The organism is Rheinheimera sp. KL1 (assembly GCF_001275035.1).
In the GTDB taxonomy this organism is placed as follows: Bacteria; Pseudomonadota; Gammaproteobacteria; order Enterobacterales; family Alteromonadaceae; genus Pararheinheimera; species Pararheinheimera tangshanensis.
Genome location: NZ_LAMX01000021.1, coordinates 286772 through 306201, shown reverse-complemented (window position 1 = coordinate 306201; position 19430 = coordinate 286772). Strand labels below are relative to the sequence as shown.

Annotated in this window: 18 protein-coding genes and 1 tRNA gene; 3 read left to right on the top strand and 16 right to left on the bottom strand. The window is 45.9% G+C overall.

Features of this window, described 5'->3' with window-relative positions:
- Positions 1-254: 254 nt before the first annotated feature.
- The 7 genes from atcC to WH43_RS12985 all read right to left on the bottom strand — a co-directional run bounded on the left by atcC (position 255) and on the right by WH43_RS12985 (position 4492).
- Positions 255-1151: a cold adaptation protein AtcC gene (gene atcC / locus WH43_RS13010; protein ID WP_053425018.1), complete on the bottom strand. Its 897-nt coding sequence runs from the start codon at positions 1149-1151 to the stop codon at positions 255-257.
- Positions 1152-1176: 25 nt separating this feature from the next.
- Positions 1177-1938, bottom strand: a complete 762-nt coding sequence (atcB, locus tag WH43_RS13005; RefSeq protein WP_053425017.1) for a cold adaptation protein AtcB — start codon at positions 1936-1938, stop codon at positions 1177-1179.
- On the bottom strand, positions 1938-2492 hold the full coding sequence (gene atcA / locus WH43_RS13000; RefSeq protein ID WP_053425016.1) for a cold adaptation protein AtcA: 555 nt from the start codon (positions 2490-2492) through the stop codon (positions 1938-1940). The genes atcB and atcA overlap by 1 nt, the downstream gene beginning before the upstream one ends.
- A 5-nt stretch (positions 2493-2497) precedes the next feature.
- Positions 2498-2794 (bottom strand): cold adaptation protein ActJcold adaptation protein ActJ, encoded by a 297-nt coding sequence (atcJ, locus tag WH43_RS12995; RefSeq protein WP_053425015.1) that lies wholly within the window; start codon positions 2792-2794, stop codon positions 2498-2500.
- A gap of 122 nt (positions 2795-2916) precedes the next feature.
- Positions 2917-3120, bottom strand: coding sequence for a HipA domain-containing protein (locus WH43_RS21100; RefSeq protein WP_353504802.1), 204 nt, complete (start codon positions 3118-3120; stop codon positions 2917-2919).
- 86 nt (positions 3121-3206) lie between these two features.
- Positions 3207-3491, bottom strand: a complete 285-nt coding sequence (locus WH43_RS12990) for a helix-turn-helix domain-containing protein (protein ID WP_053425014.1) — start codon at positions 3489-3491, stop codon at positions 3207-3209.
- 77 nt (positions 3492-3568) lie between these two features.
- Positions 3569-4492, bottom strand: coding sequence for a chemotaxis protein (locus tag WH43_RS12985; RefSeq protein WP_053425013.1), 924 nt, complete (start codon positions 4490-4492; stop codon positions 3569-3571).
- 466 nt (positions 4493-4958) lie between these two features.
- Between WH43_RS12985 and WH43_RS12980 the strand changes: the two genes are divergently transcribed.
- The gene (locus WH43_RS12980; RefSeq protein WP_053425012.1) at positions 4959-7049 is read left to right on the top strand and encodes an amidohydrolase family protein; all 2091 of its coding nucleotides are present in this window, start codon (positions 4959-4961) and stop codon (positions 7047-7049) included.
- Between the two features lie 100 nt (positions 7050-7149).
- On the opposite strand, the gene WH43_RS12975 is transcribed toward WH43_RS12980, so the two are convergent.
- Positions 7150-8091 carry a chemotaxis protein CheV gene (locus WH43_RS12975; protein ID WP_053425011.1) on the bottom strand — a complete coding sequence of 314 codons (942 nt, stop codon included), beginning with the start codon at positions 8089-8091 and terminating at the stop codon, positions 7150-7152.
- Positions 8092-8443: 352 nt separating this feature from the next.
- Positions 8444-9652 (bottom strand): D-mannonate dehydratase ManD, encoded by a 1209-nt coding sequence (manD, locus tag WH43_RS12970; protein ID WP_053425010.1) that lies wholly within the window; start codon positions 9650-9652, stop codon positions 8444-8446.
- Positions 9653-9818: 166 nt separating this feature from the next.
- Here manD and WH43_RS12965 point away from each other — a divergent pair, with 166 nt between their 5' ends.
- On the top strand, positions 9819-10556 hold the full coding sequence (locus WH43_RS12965) for a FadR/GntR family transcriptional regulator (protein WP_152342849.1): 738 nt from the start codon (positions 9819-9821) through the stop codon (positions 10554-10556).
- A gap of 127 nt (positions 10557-10683) precedes the next feature.
- On the opposite strand, the gene WH43_RS12960 is transcribed toward WH43_RS12965, so the two are convergent.
- The 6 genes from WH43_RS12960 to WH43_RS12935 all read right to left on the bottom strand — a co-directional run bounded on the left by WH43_RS12960 (position 10684) and on the right by WH43_RS12935 (position 17452).
- Positions 10684-10869: a hypothetical protein gene (locus WH43_RS12960; protein WP_053425008.1), complete on the bottom strand. Its 186-nt coding sequence runs from the start codon at positions 10867-10869 to the stop codon at positions 10684-10686.
- Positions 10870-11143: 274 nt separating this feature from the next.
- Positions 11144-11220: transfer RNA gene (locus WH43_RS12955), tRNA-Val, on the bottom strand.
- Between the two features lie 111 nt (positions 11221-11331).
- Positions 11332-12060: a DUF4434 domain-containing protein gene (locus WH43_RS12950; protein WP_286049729.1), complete on the bottom strand. Its 729-nt coding sequence runs from the start codon at positions 12058-12060 to the stop codon at positions 11332-11334.
- Positions 12000-12272 carry an alpha-amylase family protein gene (locus WH43_RS20700; protein WP_286049728.1) on the bottom strand — a complete coding sequence of 91 codons (273 nt, stop codon included), beginning with the start codon at positions 12270-12272 and terminating at the stop codon, positions 12000-12002. The genes WH43_RS12950 and WH43_RS20700 overlap by 61 nt, the downstream gene beginning before the upstream one ends.
- A gap of 18 nt (positions 12273-12290) precedes the next feature.
- Positions 12291-15233 carry an NfrA family protein gene (locus tag WH43_RS12940; protein ID WP_053425005.1) on the bottom strand — a complete coding sequence of 981 codons (2943 nt, stop codon included), beginning with the start codon at positions 15231-15233 and terminating at the stop codon, positions 12291-12293.
- Positions 15230-17452, bottom strand: coding sequence for a glycosyl transferase family protein (locus tag WH43_RS12935; protein ID WP_053425004.1), 2223 nt, complete (start codon positions 17450-17452; stop codon positions 15230-15232). The genes WH43_RS12940 and WH43_RS12935 overlap by 4 nt, the downstream gene beginning before the upstream one ends.
- 257 nt (positions 17453-17709) lie before the next feature.
- Between WH43_RS12935 and WH43_RS12930 the strand changes: the two genes are divergently transcribed.
- Positions 17710-18117: a GNAT family N-acetyltransferase gene (locus WH43_RS12930; protein WP_053425003.1), complete on the top strand. Its 408-nt coding sequence runs from the start codon at positions 17710-17712 to the stop codon at positions 18115-18117.
- Here the strand turns inward: WH43_RS12930 and WH43_RS12925 are convergent.
- Positions 18114-19385, bottom strand: a complete 1272-nt coding sequence (locus tag WH43_RS12925; RefSeq protein ID WP_053425002.1) for an alkaline phosphatase family protein — start codon at positions 19383-19385, stop codon at positions 18114-18116. The genes WH43_RS12930 and WH43_RS12925 overlap by 4 nt on opposite strands.
- Positions 19386-19430: the final 45 nt, after the last annotated feature.

The window sequence follows — 19430 nt, the reverse complement described above, 5'->3', positions numbered from 1 at the left end:
CCGTATATAAGTGCGCATCTATACCAGTGTGAGAAAATCTGTTGATAGTTCAGGGGAGTCCATATAAGGGGCGCGGTTTATCTGCGCCCGTTCCGATGTATAACTGCAGCCTCAAGTACGACGGGGATCCCCTAAGTAATTGATGTTGCAGCAAGGCGGCAAGAAGGGATTGAGACCCCAGGAGCATAGTTGTCCTATGTGACTGTGGCGAAAGAGCGTAGCCAACGACGCTGCGGCCTCAAGTACGACGGGGATTACATTTCGATGTATTGAGGCCAGCCTAACAGCGGATTCAACATACCCTGTTTATGCTCATAAGCATCACGACGTTCTGGCGATGCATTCTCTGCCAGTAATTTTTTATACCCTTTGGCAAATTGCAAAGTACGTACCAGAGCAGTATAGAAATTATCCCCCAGCTCCACAGTCACTACTTCTGAAAAACCAGCAGGTAATAAACTAAGCACCTGTTCGGTATGAGTTTTGAGAAAGGTTACGTCAAACCATTCCTCGGCCAGTTCGATATCGCGTAACCGCTGTTTTAAATCCTGTTTGACCTTGCCGCCCTTAGTGCAAAGGCGATACAGCACCACTTCGGCCAGCATATCTTCCAGGTTAAAGTGCTCGAACGGATCCAGCTGCGTATGGTAGAAATAGGTTTGTTTCACCACACTGATGGCCTGACGGCGACGTGATTCGCGCAGCGCCTGCTGATACACCTGCACACCCTGCCACTCTTCGATGTCTGGTGGACTGGCGATGTCCTGCAACAACTGCTCTTCCACCTCACCGTATAAGGATTTACGGTTGGACACCTGTTGGCTGACCTGCGACAACATGCTCCAGCCTTTTTGGAAAGGTTTAACTATGCCTTCAGGGCTGACCAGCAAGGCCAGAGCTTTGTCTAAATCATGATCAGACAACTCTGCCAGGCCCAAACTCGCCACACCAATAATATCGTGGGCTGCTTGCTCTAACAGGTGCATTTTGTATTTGTTGTAAAACTTGTCAGCAAACTTCAGGCTCATCAGCACAGCTTTGCTTTTGACCTGCTCCAGCTGCGCTTGTGAGAGTTTTTGCTCCGCTTTGGCATAATTCAGCACCTTGGTTAAAAAAGGTCCCTGATTGGCATCCCGCACCACTAACTGCATAACTGATCCTTTACTGGTCTAAAGCTTAATCGAGGAAACTAAACATATCATCCACTTCGGCGTATTCGTCTGTGGATTGATTTTTCTCTTTGGCTTGCATCACCAGCTCAGCTGCGAACTTATTGATAATGTGCTCCCAGCCGGAGTTTTCGTTACGCACCAGATTTTTAATCGCCTCTTCCACCTGCGGTGTCAATTGGCGGATCAGTGCTAATAAACTGCGTGGGTCATCATAACCTAAACCATGCACCTCTTCATTCAGATGGCGTTCGGTGTAGCTGATGGCTTCTTCTAAATCTTGCTCTTCTTCATGCAGTAAATCATGCACTTCGTCTTCGTCTTCAATCACTTCGCCGCGGTACAGCTCAATAAAAGGAATAGACAAATAAAACAAGCCGGCCGGATCTTCAGCTATAGCTTCGAGAATTTCAGCCTGCTTGGTTTCGCTGTCCTGAGTACGGATAAGATAAGTTAAAAAATCAAAAGTATGCTGCTTCAAATCGTCCGCATTGTTTTTGATTTTCTCTTCCCAGTACAAAGGCTGCTGGCAGACGATGTCGCGGATTTTCTCTGGTGTCATCAGTTCAGAAATAATTGAAGGAAACGAAATGTCATGCTGACTGTTAATTTGAGTCAGAGTCACAATATCTATGTTTTCAATCACTTCAACCAGCTGAGCATCAGACATGGTATTGGCCATCAGCTCAAACTTTTTACTGGCCTGTTTCGGCTCAACTATGGCAAGTTCTTTAATTTCTGCCACAGCAATTTCAATCAGACTATTCATCAGCGACCTTCCCGGTTAAAGGTAATTTCATCGTACTGGTCATCGTACCCTTCTTCTTCGTCGTCACGGCCTTCGTAATCATCATCTGCTTCGTCACGATAAGAGGACTCGTCAGAATCTTCATCTTCGTCATCAAAGTTATCACGTGGACCTGGCGCTGCTGCGATGTGTTTATTCAGCATAAACAGCACGGCGCAGCTTTCAATCAGTAAATCCTCGTTAAATTCACGGATGGTTTTGACCAGCGGTAAATCAGCATTATTAAAAGCTACAGAAGTTTTAAACTCATCCCAGACTGGCATGGTGTTTTTATTAAGCCAGGCGGCCCATTTCAGAGTAGCCTCAGGGGTAAATTTTACGCGACCATAAAGCGCGACCGGCAAATATTCAGGCACTGAATGCAACATCTTCGGATCAGCCTGCAAAATAGCTTTGATTTGGGCCGTAAATTTTTCCAGCGCTTTTGGTGTGTCCGGATCGTTGTAGGATTCAATATTTTCGTAAGCGTCAGTTTTTAACGCTTCTAAACGGTTTTTGTCGAATGTTTTGCTCATCAGTTTTAGCCTTTTACGGACGGGTAATAACTATCCCACAGCTCTTTCATAGCTGCAGTTGGGTCCGGCACTATCACATTATTAAAATCTTTGATAAAAGCCGCGCGTTTTTTGGCATCAGACAATACATCATAGGCTTCTTTCACCTTTTGTAATTGCTCTGCAGCTTGCTCTTTTTCATCGTCGCTTAAATTCAGCAGTTTATCCGGGTGGTATTTATTGGATAAGCGCTTATAGGCTTTTTTAATCTCATCTTCATTGGCGTTTGCTTTGACGCCCAAAATACGAAAATAATTAATCATTCACTATCCATTGAGTTAACACATAAGCCCTGAGTGACAACATAGCTCTCAAGCTAAAGTAAGGCGATTCTAACAGAAAACTGCATCACTGCAGCAGGTCAATCAGTCTGGGAGCAAGCCTTTTAGCATTTCAATGTCCGTAGCTGACACTCCGGCCTGACTAAAATGCTGCGGCTATGATCGTCCGTGTTACCTATCAACAAATTAAGCAACATGCGTCGATACAAATCTTCGCTGTCCGACGAACCACTACTGTAGTGTCGCAGAATTTCAGCAAGTGCCGGATAACCATAGCTGGTTTTTAGCGATTTTCTTTTTGGTCTGATGGCGCGATAAACTAAAATCTAAGGCCAAATCACAGCATCCTGTTGCAAAGCTTCGACAAAGACATAACAACTGGGGTTTTAGCGGATCAGAAGTCATTGTCCAGCCTCGGCCCTGAATGCCGGAAACGTTGCCGTTGTTGCTGATCCTGTTGACTCAACCAGTCGGCGAAAGAGCCAGCCAGTCCCAGCACCAACATCGCCTGCAGATAGGTGCCCACGGCGACCTGAGCACTGCCATTCTCCAATGCAGAGACGGTAGAACGTCCGACGCCCAGACGTTTGGCGAACTGGCTCTGACTTTCGCGTTCAGCCCGGCAACTCTGAATGAGTGAGCCCCACTGTTTCAAAATTAAATCGACGGAGTTTTGCATGATATAACAGTCATTACTTAATGACTGTTATAATAGACAGGGTTCCAAGCTGGGTAAAGAAAAAAGCCTGTGAGTGATTAGCTATTCATCCATTGCTGCACCGCAGACACCAGCTCATCAGGGTGAAACTTAGCAATAAACTGATCCGCCCCAACTTTTTTCACCATGGCTTCGTTAAAGACACCGCTTAAAGAGGAGTGCAGAATAATGTGCACATGACGCAAATGCTCATTGGCTTTGACTTCTGCAGTTAAGGTGTAGCCATCCATTTCAGGCATTTCGATATCGGAAATAATAAGAGGTACTTTTGCTGAAATATCACCACCCAGCTCTTGCGCTTTGGCTTCGAGCCAGTTCAGAGCCAAACGGCCATCGTTCACAGTCTCAACATGGATACCTATGGTGGATAACGCACGTTTGACTTGATTGCGGGCCACAGCAGAGTCATCGGCTACCAAGACTGTATAATCTTTAAAGTCTATATCTTTGGCTTTTTCTTTAACCGATTCACTGACCGTTTCATCAACAGGCGAAATTTCTGAAAACACTTTTTCTACATCAATGATCTGTACCAGCTTATTATCAACTTCTGTCACAGCAGTTAAATAATGTGAGCGACCTGCTCCATGAGGTGGAGGTAAGATTTGTTCCCAGTTGACGTTGACTATACGGTCCACCCCACCGACTAAAAAGCCCTGAGTATTGCGGTTGTATTCAGTCACCAAAATAAAAGCATTGCTTAGATCAGACACAGGTTTACCCCCTGTAGCCTGACTTAAATCGATCACTGTTACAGGTACGCCACGTAAATGCGCTATACCACGCACATTCGGATTTGCTCCTGGCAACTCACTAAGCTCAGGACAACGTATCACCTCACGTACTTTGAACACATTGATGCCGTAAGGCTGAGCACCGTTCAGACGAAACATTAAAAGTTCGAGGCGGTTCTGACCCACAATATTAGTGCGCTGGTCAATGGAATTCATCAAGCTGGTCATACAATACACCTCTTCACTTAAATAATGTTGCCCAAACAGGCCTGTTTACAGCCTAAACATTTCTCTGGCTAAGTTAACCAACTAACCATCAGATTTACTTCACTATTTGTCAACCACACTCAACTAGTATAAACGCAAAGTCTCGACTGAACTTTGACTAAAATCATGACTTCATCGCGACAAAATGAAAAATACGATAAAAACTAAAAATTAGCAACAGTCTATCAACAGATAGACATACACTTACACAGAATAATGCTGTTTAGTTATTAGCATAGCTGGCAAACAAAAGATAAACAGCGGAAAACAAACAAATAAAATGCACTGAACCGCCAACGGCTAAGTCACACTTTAACCTGTACACCCCAATGCCATTACGGTTATGTTTCTGCTTACATTTTTATACTGCCTTACCTGCTCAATTTGTTTTAAGCTGTACGTGTTGAAGCAAAACCATGGAACTCTTATGAAAATCAAAGAATTAAGTCTGCTAACTCTGTTGGCATGCAGTGGTGGCCTGTTTGCAGAGGAACAGTATTCTTATACTATTCTGGTCGATAAGGGCGTAAAAGCCGGCGAGCAGATTGTAAAAGTGAATGACGAAGGCGAAATTTCTGTCCGGTATATCTTTAAAGACAACGGCCGCGGACCTGAGCTGGATGAGAAAATCAGCTTAAACAAAGATGGTTTTATTACAGACTATCAGGCCAAAGGCAACACCACCTTTGGTTCAGTCATTAACGAACGCTTTAAAGTACAAGGCAATAGCGCCAGTTGGAGCACAGGCAAAGAGCAGACAAAGGTGACCTATCAACAAAACGCCTTGTATCTGCCGGTCGATGGCTCACCTTATCTGTCGTCTGTTGCCGTAGCTGCTTTGGCTAAAAGCGGCAAAAACTCTTTGCCTCTGTTACCCAGCGGTACCTTAACTCAGGAAGTGGTTAGTGAACTTATCGTCGACAATGGCGGTGAAAAACAACAGGTCCAATTGTTAGTCCAGACGGGTGTTGGTTTTGAACCGAATTTTGTTTGGGCAACGCAAGGCGAAAACCCGCGGCTGTTTGCTTATTTAGCGCCAGGTTACCTTACTCTTATAGAGGAAGGCTGGCAGCAGAATGCCAAAGCCATGCTTGAGATCCAACAACAGGCTGAAACACAGCTTCTTGAAAAGCTGGCGACCTTACCGAAAAAGCTCAATGGCCTGACTCTGGTTCGAAACGCTCGTATTTTTGATAGCCAAACGCTGAAACTAAGTGCGCCAAGCGACATTTATCTACTACGTGGCAAAATCACCAGCATAGTGCCAACAGGTTCGCTGCATAGCCCGGTCGAGCATGAAATCGATGCAGCCAATCGTATTGTGTTACCAGGCCTGCTTGATATGCATGGCCACTTGTCACGCTGGGAAGGAGCGCTGCATTTAGCCGCAGGGGTCACTACGCTGCGGGATATGGGTAATGACAATGCGACCTTGCAGAGTATGATCGACGAAATAGATACCGATCAGCTGCTGGCACCCACTATAGTGCCAACGGGTTTTCTCGAAGGGGAAAGCGCCTACTCCGCCCGCAATGGTTTTGTGATTAACGATCTCGCTGAAGCCAAACATGCCATCGACTGGTATGCAGCTCATGGCTACCCGCAGCTGAAAATTTACAACTCTTTTCCAAAAGACATTCTTAAAGACACAGTCTCTTACGCTCATAGCCGCGGCTTGCGCGTCAGCGGCCATGTGCCCGCGTTTCTTAAAGCAGAGGATGTCATAGCTGCGGGTTTTGATGAAATTCAGCATATTAATCAGTTAATGTTGAATTTTTTAGTGAAACCAGACACTGACACCCGAACCTTAGATCGGTTTTATCTTCCGGCCAAACAAGTGGCGGATCTGGATTTGCAAAGCAAAGCAGTACAGGATTTTATCCGCTTACTGAAAAGTCACAATGTGACTGTGGACCCGACCCTGGCGACTTTTGATTTCCTGAAAAAAACCGATGGTACAGTGGGTGAACCATGGCGCGCCATCGTTACTCATTTACCACCTGATATTCAGCGCGCCTACGCCCGGGCTGAACTGGATATCCCGGATGAAGCCACTGCAGAGCGTTATGCGAAATCCTACGCCAAAATGATTGAATTTGTTGGCATGATTTACAAAGCTGGGATCCCTGTTGTCGCAGGCACAGACGAGCTGGCCGGTTTTACCTTGCAGGGCGAACTGGAGCTGTTAGTCAAAGCTGGCCTGACGGCTTCGGAAGCTTTACAAGTTGCCACGTTAAACGGCGCCCGTTACAGCAACGTAGAACAACATAAAGGTCAGATCAAAGTAGGTTTTGATGCCGACTTGTTGCTGGTGGATGGTGATCCAACCCAAAATATCAGCGATATCCGCAAGTTGGCTTTAGTGATCACTCAGGGCAAAGCCATAGTGCCGACTGATTTGTACCAAAAGCTGGGCGTGAAGCCTTTCGTGAAAGACTCTATAAAAATCCGTGATTTTGCACCTGCTCAAGCTCAAGGTGGTGGCAAAACCAGCACAGGTCACCGGCATTTGCATTAAGAGTGTTGAAGCGACTTAAAAAATAACAAAGGGGTTCAGATGAACCCCTTTGTTTTTTCGGCTATTTCCAGAGCTGAGTCTTACCGGCTATCAGGCCTGTCTAACCTGGCTGCTGCTCCAATTGTGGCTGCAGCCATTTTTGTACGGCACTGGCCAGTTCATCCGGATGGAATTTAGCGATAAACTGATCGGCACCAACTTTTTTAATCATCACTTCATTAAACACTCCACTTAAAGAGGAGTGTAAAATGACATGAATGCCTTTGAGCTTGTCGTTTTGTCGTACTTCAGCAGTCAGAGTGTACCCATCCATTTCCGGCATTTCGATATCAGAGATAAGCAGGGGTACTTGTGCCGCTAAGTTGTCGGTCTGCCCGGCTTTATTCACCAGCCAATCCAGCGCCTGTTTACCGTCATTCACCAGTTCAACATGAACGCCCATAGACTCTAGCGCACGACGCACCTGATTACGGGCCACAGCAGAGTCGTCCGCAACCAGCACTGTGATATCCTTCAAATCAATCTGCTCAGCAGCTTGTTTGACAGATTCGCTGATTTCTTCCTGCATTGGGGAGATTTCACTGAATACCTTTTCTACGTCTATTACCTGCACCATACGGCCTTCGATACGGGTAACAGCCGTCATATAATGACTGCGACCAACACCAGCAGGAGGCGACAACATTTCTGACCAATTCACGTTCACGATCCGCTCTACATTGCCGACCAGAAAGGCCTGCACATGGCGGTTGTATTCTGTGACCAGAATAAAAGCCGTTTTCAGATCCACCAAAGGTTTTCCACCCGTGGCTGCACTTAAATCAATCACCGTAATAGGCTCGCCCCGCACGTGGGCCACCCCACGCACATGGTGATGAGCGCCGGGCAGTGAATTCAGCGCAGGACAAGGTAAAACCTCACGCACTTTAAACACATTGATACCAAAAAACTGTGGGCCTTGTAGTCTGAATAACAATAATTCCAGCCGGTTTTGTCCAACCAGATTGGTTCGTTGGTCTACTGAACTTAATACAGAGGTCATATCCCTCTCCTTCGACTTGACACCACCAGCCTCTTAAAGAAGACCGAACAGTTTTTTACTCTGTTACTATTATAACGCCTGGGTCAGGAAGAGATCAGTAAGTTTCTGCAATGAGTAGCGACAACTCCCATTTAATTTTCCTGTCTTTCAAAACTGGCATGTTGCAGGCATGCACACTCACTCTGCCAAAGAGTGACTGAATAGGTTTGCTCGTTCCGAACGCCATATGGCAATGCCTCCTACTCTAAAAAATCACAAAATGTATCCACCTATTCTATCTATTTGACTGTATGTTTTTTGTACAGCACAAAATCTGAGGCTGATAGCTATTGGCAATAGTCCCCTATTAAAACTACCAGTTAAACATGGTGCCATCCTCCAACCGGTTCACCGGCAGATAAGCACGTTGGTAGGGGTATTTGGCAGCTAAAGCTTCGTCGATATCGACACCATGACCCGGTGTTTCACCAATTTTCAGATAGCCGTTATCAAAGTGATAGTCATGCAGGAACACAGCATCGGTTTCCGGGGTATGGTGCATATATTCCTGAATACCAAAGTTCGGCACCCAGGTATCAAAGTGCAGCGCAGCACCCATAGTGACAGGGCTTAAATCGGTTGCGCCGTGGAAACCAGTGCGGACATGATACAGCTCAGCTAAATGCGCAATACGGCGTAAATGGGTAATACCACCACCATGCACTATGGTGGTACGGATATAGTCAATCAGCTGTTCACTGATCAGTTGTTGGCAGTCATGGATAGAAGCAAACACCTCACCTACAGCTATAGGCGTGGTGGTGTGATGACGGAATAAACGGAAACCTTCCTGCAATTCAGCAGGCACAGCATCTTCCAGCCAGAATAATTTATAGGGCTCTAACGACTTACCTAATTGTGCCGCTTCAATAGGCGTTAAGCGGTGATGGGTGTCATGTAATAAGTGATGCTCAAAACCATAAGTCTCACGCAGCGTTTCAAACAGCTTAGGCACTGAGTTTAAATACTTACTGGTCGACCAGAGGTTTTCAGTGGGCAAATTGCCATCGGCTGGTTCGTAATACATTTTATCGCCCGACACACCATAAGTGCTGGCAAGACCCGGCACACCGGTCTGAGCCCGGATGGCTTTGTAGCCCATATCGATATAACGCCCTACTTCAGCTACTGTTTCGGCGATATCACGGCCATTGGCATGGCCATACACCATCACACCATCGCGGCTGCGGCCACCCAACAGCTGATACAACGGCATATTGGCGGCTTTGGCTTTAATGTCCCACAAGGCGACATCTATCGCCGCAATAGCTGTCATACCCACAGGGCCACGACGCCAGTACGCACCACGATAAAAAAACTGCCAGATATCTTCGATACGACTGGCATCACGGCCAATCAGGCAAGGGATCAGGTGGTCCTGCAAATAGCTCGCAACAGCCAGCTCACGACCATTCAGGGTCGCGTCCCCTATGCCATACAAACCTTGATCTGTGGTGATTTTAATAGTGACAAAGTTCCTGCCCGGGCAGGTGACAATAACTTTTGCATCAATAATTTTCATAAGCGTCCTCAGAATCAGCTCGGTTTGACTGCCGCCCGGCCCTCAGACTTGAATTGTCCGGGTTAACAGATTAAATTGGTCAGGCCTATTGATTAACACTAACATTTGGCCTGTCCAATTTGCAACATCCAAAATTTGGACAGACCAAAATAAATTTGAAGCCACCATGACACAAACAACAGACTCACCACTGAAGCTCAATACAGAACGCAGCCAGGCCAATAGCCCCCGCTTATATTTATTAATCGCCGACAAGCTGGCGCAAAACATTGCTAAAGGCGAACTGAATCCAGGCGATCGGCTGCCAGCAGAACGCGATTTGGCGCAGCATTTCGACGTCAGCCGTCAGACAGTGCGTGAGGCCTTAATAGCGCTGGAAGTATCAGGATTGGTGGAAATTAAACCCGGCTCAGGGGTTTATGTACTGAAATCTGCAGCATTAAAAAGCTCTATCTTGACCGATGACGCGCCGGGTCCTCTGGAGATTATGGAAGCACGGCTTTTAGTGGAGGGTGACGCTGCTGCATTAGCTGCAGAGCGCATCAGTAATGAAGAGTTATTAAAACTTAAAGCTTATTTGAACCAGATGACAGCTTTGGTAGCCGCACAAAAAACGGCTGAAGCCGAAGCTTTTGACGGCAAATTTCATCAGCTAATTGCCAGCGCTACCCGCAATAGTGCGCTGCAGTCTATGGTGGAATGGTTATGGAGCTTAAGGGAGTCATCTGAGATAAGTAGAGCATTTACAGAAAAGGTGCGCCGCCAGATGGCGGGCCCAAATATTCAGGCGCATGAAAAAATTTATCAGTGCTTAAGCCGCCGCGACGCACCAGGCGCCAAAGCAACAATGCAAGAGCATATAGCTCAGGTCACTGAAGCTTATATTCTTCAGGTTGCTGATTAAGGACGTTATCGGACAGGTAAAAACGGACTGTCCACTAATCATGATCTGCTAGCTATCTGCTCTTGCAGGACTGCAGGATTAAAGGCAAAGACTTTCAAATAAACAGCTGTTTTCGCTCCACTCAACGCTAGATTAAAGCGACTTCAATATCGTCTTGATCAAAACCGAATACGTTACCTTCAAAATCAACAGATAAACGAACACTGTTTCCCGGCGAAGAGATCCGGACAATATGACCAACCTGACCATAACATTCGCTCGTCGAATCAGTAACTATGACGTCAAGGCCTATAGTCCATAGTGGTTTTGTCATCAACTTCTCCAAATTTGACGTCAGATCAATACAACAGGAATTGATCGTTGACTGGGGAGTGTACGCGAATTGACCTTTTAAAGCGAGTGAAGCTTGTAACTGGTTTTGCGGCACGCCTAGGAATCGGCCTGCTACCTGCTATAAGTCAGCGAGTTTTAAAATAAGCCAAGGTAAAGCAAGAACATAACAGGAACAAGCTAGAAGTATTGTGAAGTCAACAATGTAATTAGAAACAAAAACAGCACCCGTAAGGTGCTGTTTTTGTTTAGGAATTTGGTGCGTCCTAGTGGACTCGAACCACCGACCCCTACCATGTCAAGGTAGTGCTCTAACCAACTGAGCTAAGGACGCATTGTTGTGTTGCAACTAAGTTGTGACAACGGGCGCTATGTTATGCAGCCACTGCTTTGCTTGCAAGTATTTTTTTTAAAACTGCTGTTGTTTGCTGTTATTTTAAACGCTTCAAAGCTTTATCTTAGTTTTTGCCGGCAAAACCTCGTCCGATAATGGCAAAATACCGGCTGCTGCTGGCATATAGCGTAATTCAAAATAAATCACCGGATGACAACTCTCAGGCTGCGCCTGCTTTTCTGCTTCGGTGAATGGGCGGGCCTGAAAAACTTGCCCAGATGTAGAGCTTTGGATAAATTGCTCCCGAATAAGCATTACAGTGCAGGGCAATTGCTGCAACCACTGCTGCCGCTTCGCTTCAGGAACCAGAGCAGCCCCTGCACCATCTTGTACCCAAAGATGCAACCCATCGCTTTGTAACTGACGAGCTGCTCCTAGCCAGTGCTTGACCGGAACTGTACCATTAAAATACATACTGATCGCCACAGGCTTATCTATCGCTTCACTCAGGCTTTTAAGTTCTGAACTTAACCAGTCCAGATAGGTGGCGGATTTAAAATCCGTATCGTTCAGCTCCATAGGTAAATACCAACCTTTGAGCTCAAATTCAGGTTGCAGTTTCAACAAATTCAGCCAATGACGGCGTACCTGTAAAGATAATTGCAGTTGCTGTTTAAAATAACGTTGCTTTTGATTGTCAGCGCTATTGGTTTTTTTGAAATAGTCTGGGTCAGCATATAAACCGAGCCAAAGCGGGATCCGTAAGTGCTGCACTGCAGCTAGTAATGCAGAAGCATGGCCTGAAGCTCGAAAAAAATCACATCGCCATGCTGCCCCCATTGCAGCACAAGTTCTGTCATGCCTTGTTGTTGTGCCCGGCTTAAGATCTGTATCCATTGATCGGTACTGACTTTTTGATCGCGTAATAATGGCTGATAAAACACCATATAAGCCCGGACCTCCATAGCACTAAAACTTAGTACTGATAAGACAGCTGCAAAGATAAGGCGTGCTGGTCTGCCGTTAAATCGCCCGCTATTTGGTACTGCCATTCAAAATTAATCTCCAGTTTATCGATAGGCATCATAGTGCGTCTCACCCAAACCAAGACGTGATTGCAGACCTAGTCCTGCAGTCCACTGCCAACCCTCGGCATTCAGGTTGGTATCCAGCGCTTTTTGTTTACGGTAATCCAACTGGCTTAACAGGTAAGCCCGCGTAACCTGAAACAGACTGTCCTCGTAACGAACCACCTTGCCCTGTTCAAACTTAGACTGCAATAGAATTTGACCATCCACAGGCCAATAGACAGCATCAACAAATAACTTACGCTCACGCCAATGATCCTGCTCAGGCTGCCATTCAGCTTGCCATTTGCCTTGATTCAGAAAATCACCTGTAACACGCACCAAAGCACGCCAGTCCCCTTCTCCCAGAGGATATTGCTGTAAGGCTGTACTTAACCATAAATTAGTCTCTGTCAAAGGTTTATAGGCCACACCAAATTCCTGACCCAAGTTGCGGTAATACTTTTCAGTGCTGCCATTCGCTGATACTTGCAAATATAAACTCAGGTCACGCTTTAAGGTATCGGTAAAATGTTCCAGCCTGACTGAGGCTTCGTTACGTACCGGATCCACAGCACTAGTCTGCTGTGCAACATTGCTCAGCACAGTCAGACTGGCGCCGTGACGGAGCGCTGTACTGGCGGTTAACTGCCAGTTTTTCGCAATGTTCTGATGATACCTTTTTAATCGATACAACTCTGTTGTACTGAGAGTATTTTGTTTTTCAGTCTGATACTGACGGTCAATCGACTGCCTCAACCAAGACAGAGTATCTTCAACATCCTGCTCTTGTGCAGATAGGTAAGCCACCTGAGCGGCTATAGCCACATCCGCAGTATACTGGGGTTGTTGTGCCGCATAACGCAGATGTGCTAAGGCTTCTTTATTACGTTTCATACCAACCAGCAGATAGCCATAGCCAGCATGCAATTCAGCCTGCTCAGGAGCTTTGGCAAGAGCAGCGTACCAAGCTTGCTCAGCCGCGAGAAAGTTCTGAATCGTCTGGTAAATCCAGGCTTTTTGCAGATGTAAACTGATCCACTGCTCTTTGTTTGTCCGGACTATTTTATTCAGATATGCCAAAGCAGCTTCATAGCGCTGTTGTTTGCGCCTCAAAGCGGCCGCCTGCAAATACCAATCCGTCTGATCGGCAGAGGACGAGACCAGATAGTGTTCGCCCGCTTCCAATTCATCAAGGTTAAGTGCAAGCTGTGCGATGTTTTGTTTATCTTGATCAGATAACACAGAGCTAGCTACAGAAATAAAAGAGGACAATGCTGCCGCAGGTTCACCTAATCTCTGCTGCAGATAGGCAATATTCAGCATATCTTTGTCTTGCCCTTGCAACCGATGAGCTTTTTGCCAGTATAACAAAGCAAACTCCGGATCTTGTGCTTGCTGACATAAAGCTAGACTGCGCCAGTCCGATGCAACACTGGCTTTACCCAATAAAATAGCCAGCGTTTTATCGCAACGCCCACTTAAACGCCAGAGTTCAGCCCGCTCTGTGGCCAACACAGTCCAGCTGTCTGTTTTTTCCAGCACGGTCGTATCCACAGGATCCTGTTGCTTTAACAGCTCCAACAACCGCTCTGGCAATAGTTTTTTTTGTTGAGTTGGTTTATCAAAAGGCAGAGCTTTTACAAGAATGTTTAGAGCCTTGCCTGGCTCACCAGCCAAAATGTACTGGTAACTCAGCTCGTCCAGTGTCGACATGCTGGCTCTATACTGATATAGCTTTTGCATGGATTGCGTTTTTAAAGGCCCCGCCGGTAAAGCCAGAGCGTTTGCTAATACCAGCTCGTACTGAGCAGACTGTTTTGGGTCATCCAGTAACTGTTGCAGCACCATCTGATATTGTCCCGCGGCCAGACGTTTCTGTGCGATAAGGCGCCGCTGTTGAGCCTGTAAGTGCCCAGTAGATAGAGACTGCTGACTGATTTCATCAGCACTCAACCATTTTTCAGCATACACCAGCCAACTATCCGGATTATCAGTGGAGGGGCATTGCAAAAATAACGCCTTAGCCTGCGGTTCTTTGCCAGCTTGCATATACAAATCAATGAGATTCCAGCAGCTTAATTGCAGTTGTCCTGCGATAGTAAAAGCAAGTTGCCAGTTTTTTCGTATCACAGCCCACTGCATCTTTTGCTGAAGTTCATCCCCTGTTAACTGATGATGAGTTTCTATAAATTCAAAGCTATTCCCCGCCGCAACCCAATCCTGTCTAGCAAGTTGCTGCTGCAGAAGTTGGCGATAATAGGTCAGCGCCGCTGCAGATTTAGGCCGTGATTTAATTAACACAAAGGCTCTATCCGCTTGCCCTCGTTGTAGCAACGCCATGACAAATCTGGTTTTGTCCTCTTCGGACAACTCAGCCGCATCTAACGAGGATAAGTCATGAATAACCTGATCTGTCAGGCGCAGCGATTCCGCTATGGCAGCTTTTAGTTTCAGCACCTCGGAAGGAAGCTGTCTTTTTGTTGCCAACCACTGATAAGCTTGCTGATGTTGCCTCAATGCAATCAGCCGGGTGCTGACTAGCCTTGCTGTTGCCAGTTGATCCTGTGCATTGAGTAAAGGCCAGAGCGCATCCACATGAGGTAAGTCTGGCAAAGACTGTTGTTGTAATTGCAGCTCAAGTAAAAGTGGAAATAGGCCTGGTTGCTCTGACTGAGGGATCCGTTGCAGTGTCGATGTCGCAGCAGCGAGAGCTTTAGCTTCAACCTGATACCGAAACAACAACAGCAGCAACTCAGACTGAGCTGGCACCAGAGTAAGTGCTTTATTGATTTCTACTATAGCCCCTGCCAGATCATTTTTTTTCTGCATGCGGTAAGCTTTTTCGACATAAGGATAAGTACGGAATTTTTGATAATCCGTCATAGGCTCCGCAGTCACGCAGGCTGTCGGAATCAACAGCAATAAAATACATATCAGTTTCAAACCGCAGCCTCCTGAGGCTGATAGACAAATTCAGGAGCTAATTCCTGCACCAACTGCTGTATAGTTTTTCGCCGTTGCCGCTGCAGCTTGACTACTTGTGCCAGGTGCTCTGCTGTGACTATGCCCTCGTTGAGCAAAAACTCGCCTAGGCGCATACCGCTTTGGTGATCAAAACTAATCAATACCTGATTGACCACAGCAGGTTCCAATAAGGCGGCCTGAACTAAAGCGTCACCAAAAGACAACTGACTGGCGAGATAATTTTGTCGCAAGGTCTGTACATCAGATTCAGTGATGACACCTTGCTGTAAGCACTGTTGTAGATACTGCTCCGGGTTGAGCTCCTTCTCCTGCCTATACCAATGCCGCACGCCTAAACTAACCACGCCATAGGCACAAATGCATAACCGTACTTTAAAACCTGTCTGACGTTCAATTTGCGACAATGCGACAGGAGACAACTGACTCTCGCGGATCAGTGTCAACACTCCATCCTGTAACTGCACAGGCAATACCATATATTTCAGCGCCAGACGATCAGGTAAACTGTGAATAAGTTTTACATCTATGGAAAAGGGATCGGTCTCCCTGTAAGGCAGCCTCAGCTGCTCCGCTACAGCCTGTCCCAGTTGTGCCGGCGTCAGTAGGCCTAACCTAAGCAGTGACTGCCCTAAACGCTCACCTTTTTGTTGCTGTTCCAAACTAAAATCCAGTTGCCGTTGCGACAACACACCTTGTGCAACCAATATCGAACCTATGGATCGATTTGCACGGCCTTCACTGATACTTGGGTACTCGTGAGACGTTTTATCCCAAGCAACCCGGCGTGGATCGCCGTGTTGCAAGACTTGTCTCCAGGCGCGCACGTTGGCAAAAAAGTTAATCACATTGCCCCACAATTGACGGGGTACAGACAGCAACGCTTGACCTACGCCATAGTAACGACGAACAAATACCATCCGCTGAAATAAGCGGTTAATAAAAAATAGAAAATTCAGGCTGATTAATATTTGAACCAGAGGGTCATCAACGAAAATAGATAGAAAGTGATAGCCATCTGCGACCAGTTGGTCGTATAACCAGAACAGACATAACTGGCCAAAAATCAAAGTGGAAATAAAGCTGACAAAATAGCTAATCACACCTTTTCGGTCGCGCCACAAAAAATAATTCAAGCGCCAGTCCTTGGTCCAGCGGTGAGTTTTAAAGCCCTGAAACACAATACCTATAATCCAACGGCTTTTTTGTCTGACTGCTGTCTGAAAAGTTTCAGGAAAATATTCACGTACACAAACAACATTACCATCACTTTTACTGCGACTGCGGCTTTTCTCAGCGTGACGTGCCAACAGGTTATCCGTGACAGGGAAACGAACAAAGATCTCTTCCATTCCCCAATGTTTGAGGCGAAAACCAATGTCGTAGTCTTCTGTTAGAGACTGTACATCAAAAGGTAAACCGTCGCCTTCCTGCGATAATTTAATGATAGCGCGACGACTAAAACAGGTTCCTACACCAGCACTGGGGACCTGACCTACCATAGATTCTCGCACGACTACATCTTTACCGTGGCTTTCAGAGAATTCATCCAGATAATGCCCACAAGTAAAAGCTAACGGACCTTTTACAAAGGGATAAACAGGCAGTTGGATCAAATCTTTTTTTGGCAACAGATAATTAAACAGCCGCAATTCCATCGCTGACACCACGTCTTCCGCGTCGTGTAAAACAAAACCTGCGAACTTCACTTGAGTACGGCGCTCAAAATCCAGAATGGAGGTAATAATATTGTTCAGGCAATCCGCCTTGCTCGTGGGGCCGGGCCGCGCACAAACTACCTTGTGCACATGAGGAAAGCGGGCACATGCTGCATCTACATCTGCCTGAGTCGCAGGATCGTTAGGATAAGTACCTACAAAAATCTGATAATTTTCATAGTCCAGCTCGGCCGCTGCAAATTCAGCCATCTTGCCTACGACTCCAACCTCTTGCCAGGCCGGTACCATAATGGCTATCGGATGTTCTCTTAAATGAAACAGTTCCTGTTCATCAAACTTCTTTGTTTTTCGGTAAAAACGAAAGTAACGCCGCCAATACCTGGTCCAGTAGTACAAGTCAATAAAGGCATCATCCAGAGCAAACACCAAAAGAAGCAGCATCAGCACAACAACTATATACCGCAGCAGATAAAGATAATTAGTCATCAGATCAACGAACATCGGTTTCACCCCACTACAACGCGACATCCAGTAAGCTGTCTATCTACAGTGAGTCAAACTATAAATCAATCTATCGTTTTTATCAATTATTGAGTGTCATTCATCTTTAATTTTTAACTTTTATCACTTATGGTCAATTTGAAATGTCATTTTTATCATTAATGTGTGTATCTTATTCCTATTAACATCAGGTCTATTCATTGAAATATCAGGCCCCATGCATGCTATAGTGCCGTTTTAACATTCAGGATGAGCATGTGACTTTTACCCCCGTTCATACTCACGAATTTGCTGAGCAGGCAAAACAAAAAATTGCTGAATTTAATGCCTTGCACTGGGATGCATCAAAGCGTCAACAACTGGGCTTAAAACTGGAAAACAAGAAAGGTGAACTAGTAGCGGCTTTGGCTGGGCGTACTTTTGGTCACTGGTTTTATCTGGAATCCTTATGGTTAGATCAGAGTATTCGTGGCCAAGGTATAGGCTCAAGCATACTGGCAGAGGCTGAACAGATTGCGAAGGCTCGTGGCTGCAGCTTTGTGATTCTCGACACACTGGACTTTCAGGCCAGGCCTTTTTATGAACGTCATGGTTATCAGGTACAGTGGACCCAAACCAACTACCCTTTGACTGGTTGCAAACATTTTATGACAAAACAGCTTTAATCTGCAGGCTGACGCTTTTTAGCGTCAGCTTTAAATACCGTATCTACCCAAGTCGGATCTCCATCATTGGCTGCAGCTTCAATGCCCAAAATGCGGCACATCAGGTTATACAATTCGATATTGGCAAAAGCCGGGATCTGGCTGCCCGATTTGAATACAGGACCATGTCCGATAAAAATGGCCTGCATTTCAGGGCTATTGTTATCATAACCATGACTGCCTGTAACAAGACTACGCCCTGGTTTTTCCTGCCATTCTTTGTGTTTATGTTTTTGCATTAAACGCCAGCCGCTTTGAGGTACAACCAATAAAGGTGCGATACGTTTGCTGTTCTGATAATGCCAGCGCTTTGGTAATTCTGACTTTTTATAGACACGGGCTTGAGGTGGTAACGAAGTATTAAGTTGCTGATAAATCGATTCTAATTCACCAGCTTTAGGAAAAATCGAGACTATTTCAGGAGTCCATAAAATAAGAGCAGCTTTCTTTTCATCAAACAGTTGATCCAATTCAATCACCTGCTGCTGCGGTACTTTGGCCATGCCGTGGTCTGAAACCAACATCAAATTGATGGTGCTCATCAAACCTCTTTGTTCAAGACCTGCGACTAACACCGCAAGTGCCTGATCGACGTCCGTTATCGCTTCAGCTACTTGCTCAGAATCAGGTCCATACGCATGACCTGCATCATCCACTGAGCTGAAGTATAAAGTCAAAAACTGAGGGCGTTTCTCTTCTGGCAAATCCAGCCAGGCCAACACAGATTTTACTCTGTCGATGTTACTGACGGAACCATCATAAGCCTGCCATAAACCGGGCCTCACACCTTTAATGGCCGCCTCAGAGCCAGGAAAAAAATAGGTACCGGTTTTTACACCTTGTTTTTCCGCTGTAACCCAGACTGGTTCACCCAGCCACCAGCGCGCATTCTTTACCTCTTCAGGTTTACTCATGCGAAACACAGCGTCAAAATCCGTATCATAAATATTGTTTTCCACTATACCGTGATGAGCAGGATATAAACCTGTGGCTATGCTGTAATGATTAGGGAAAGTTTTAGTCGGAAATGAAGGCTGCATAGCTACCGCAGTGACTCCGTTTTGCGCCAGTCGATGCAAAGTTGGTGCTTTATACCGGTGCAGATAGTCCTGAGCAAAACCGTCGATAGAGATCAGTAATAAGCTATTTGCCGGTTGTTGTTTAACAGGAGAAGCGTTAAGGTCTGGACAAATAAAGACAAAACACAACACCATAAAGAAATTAAGCATCAGACAACCCTAAGCCAGACTCAAAAATGCTAGTGTACTGAGCCT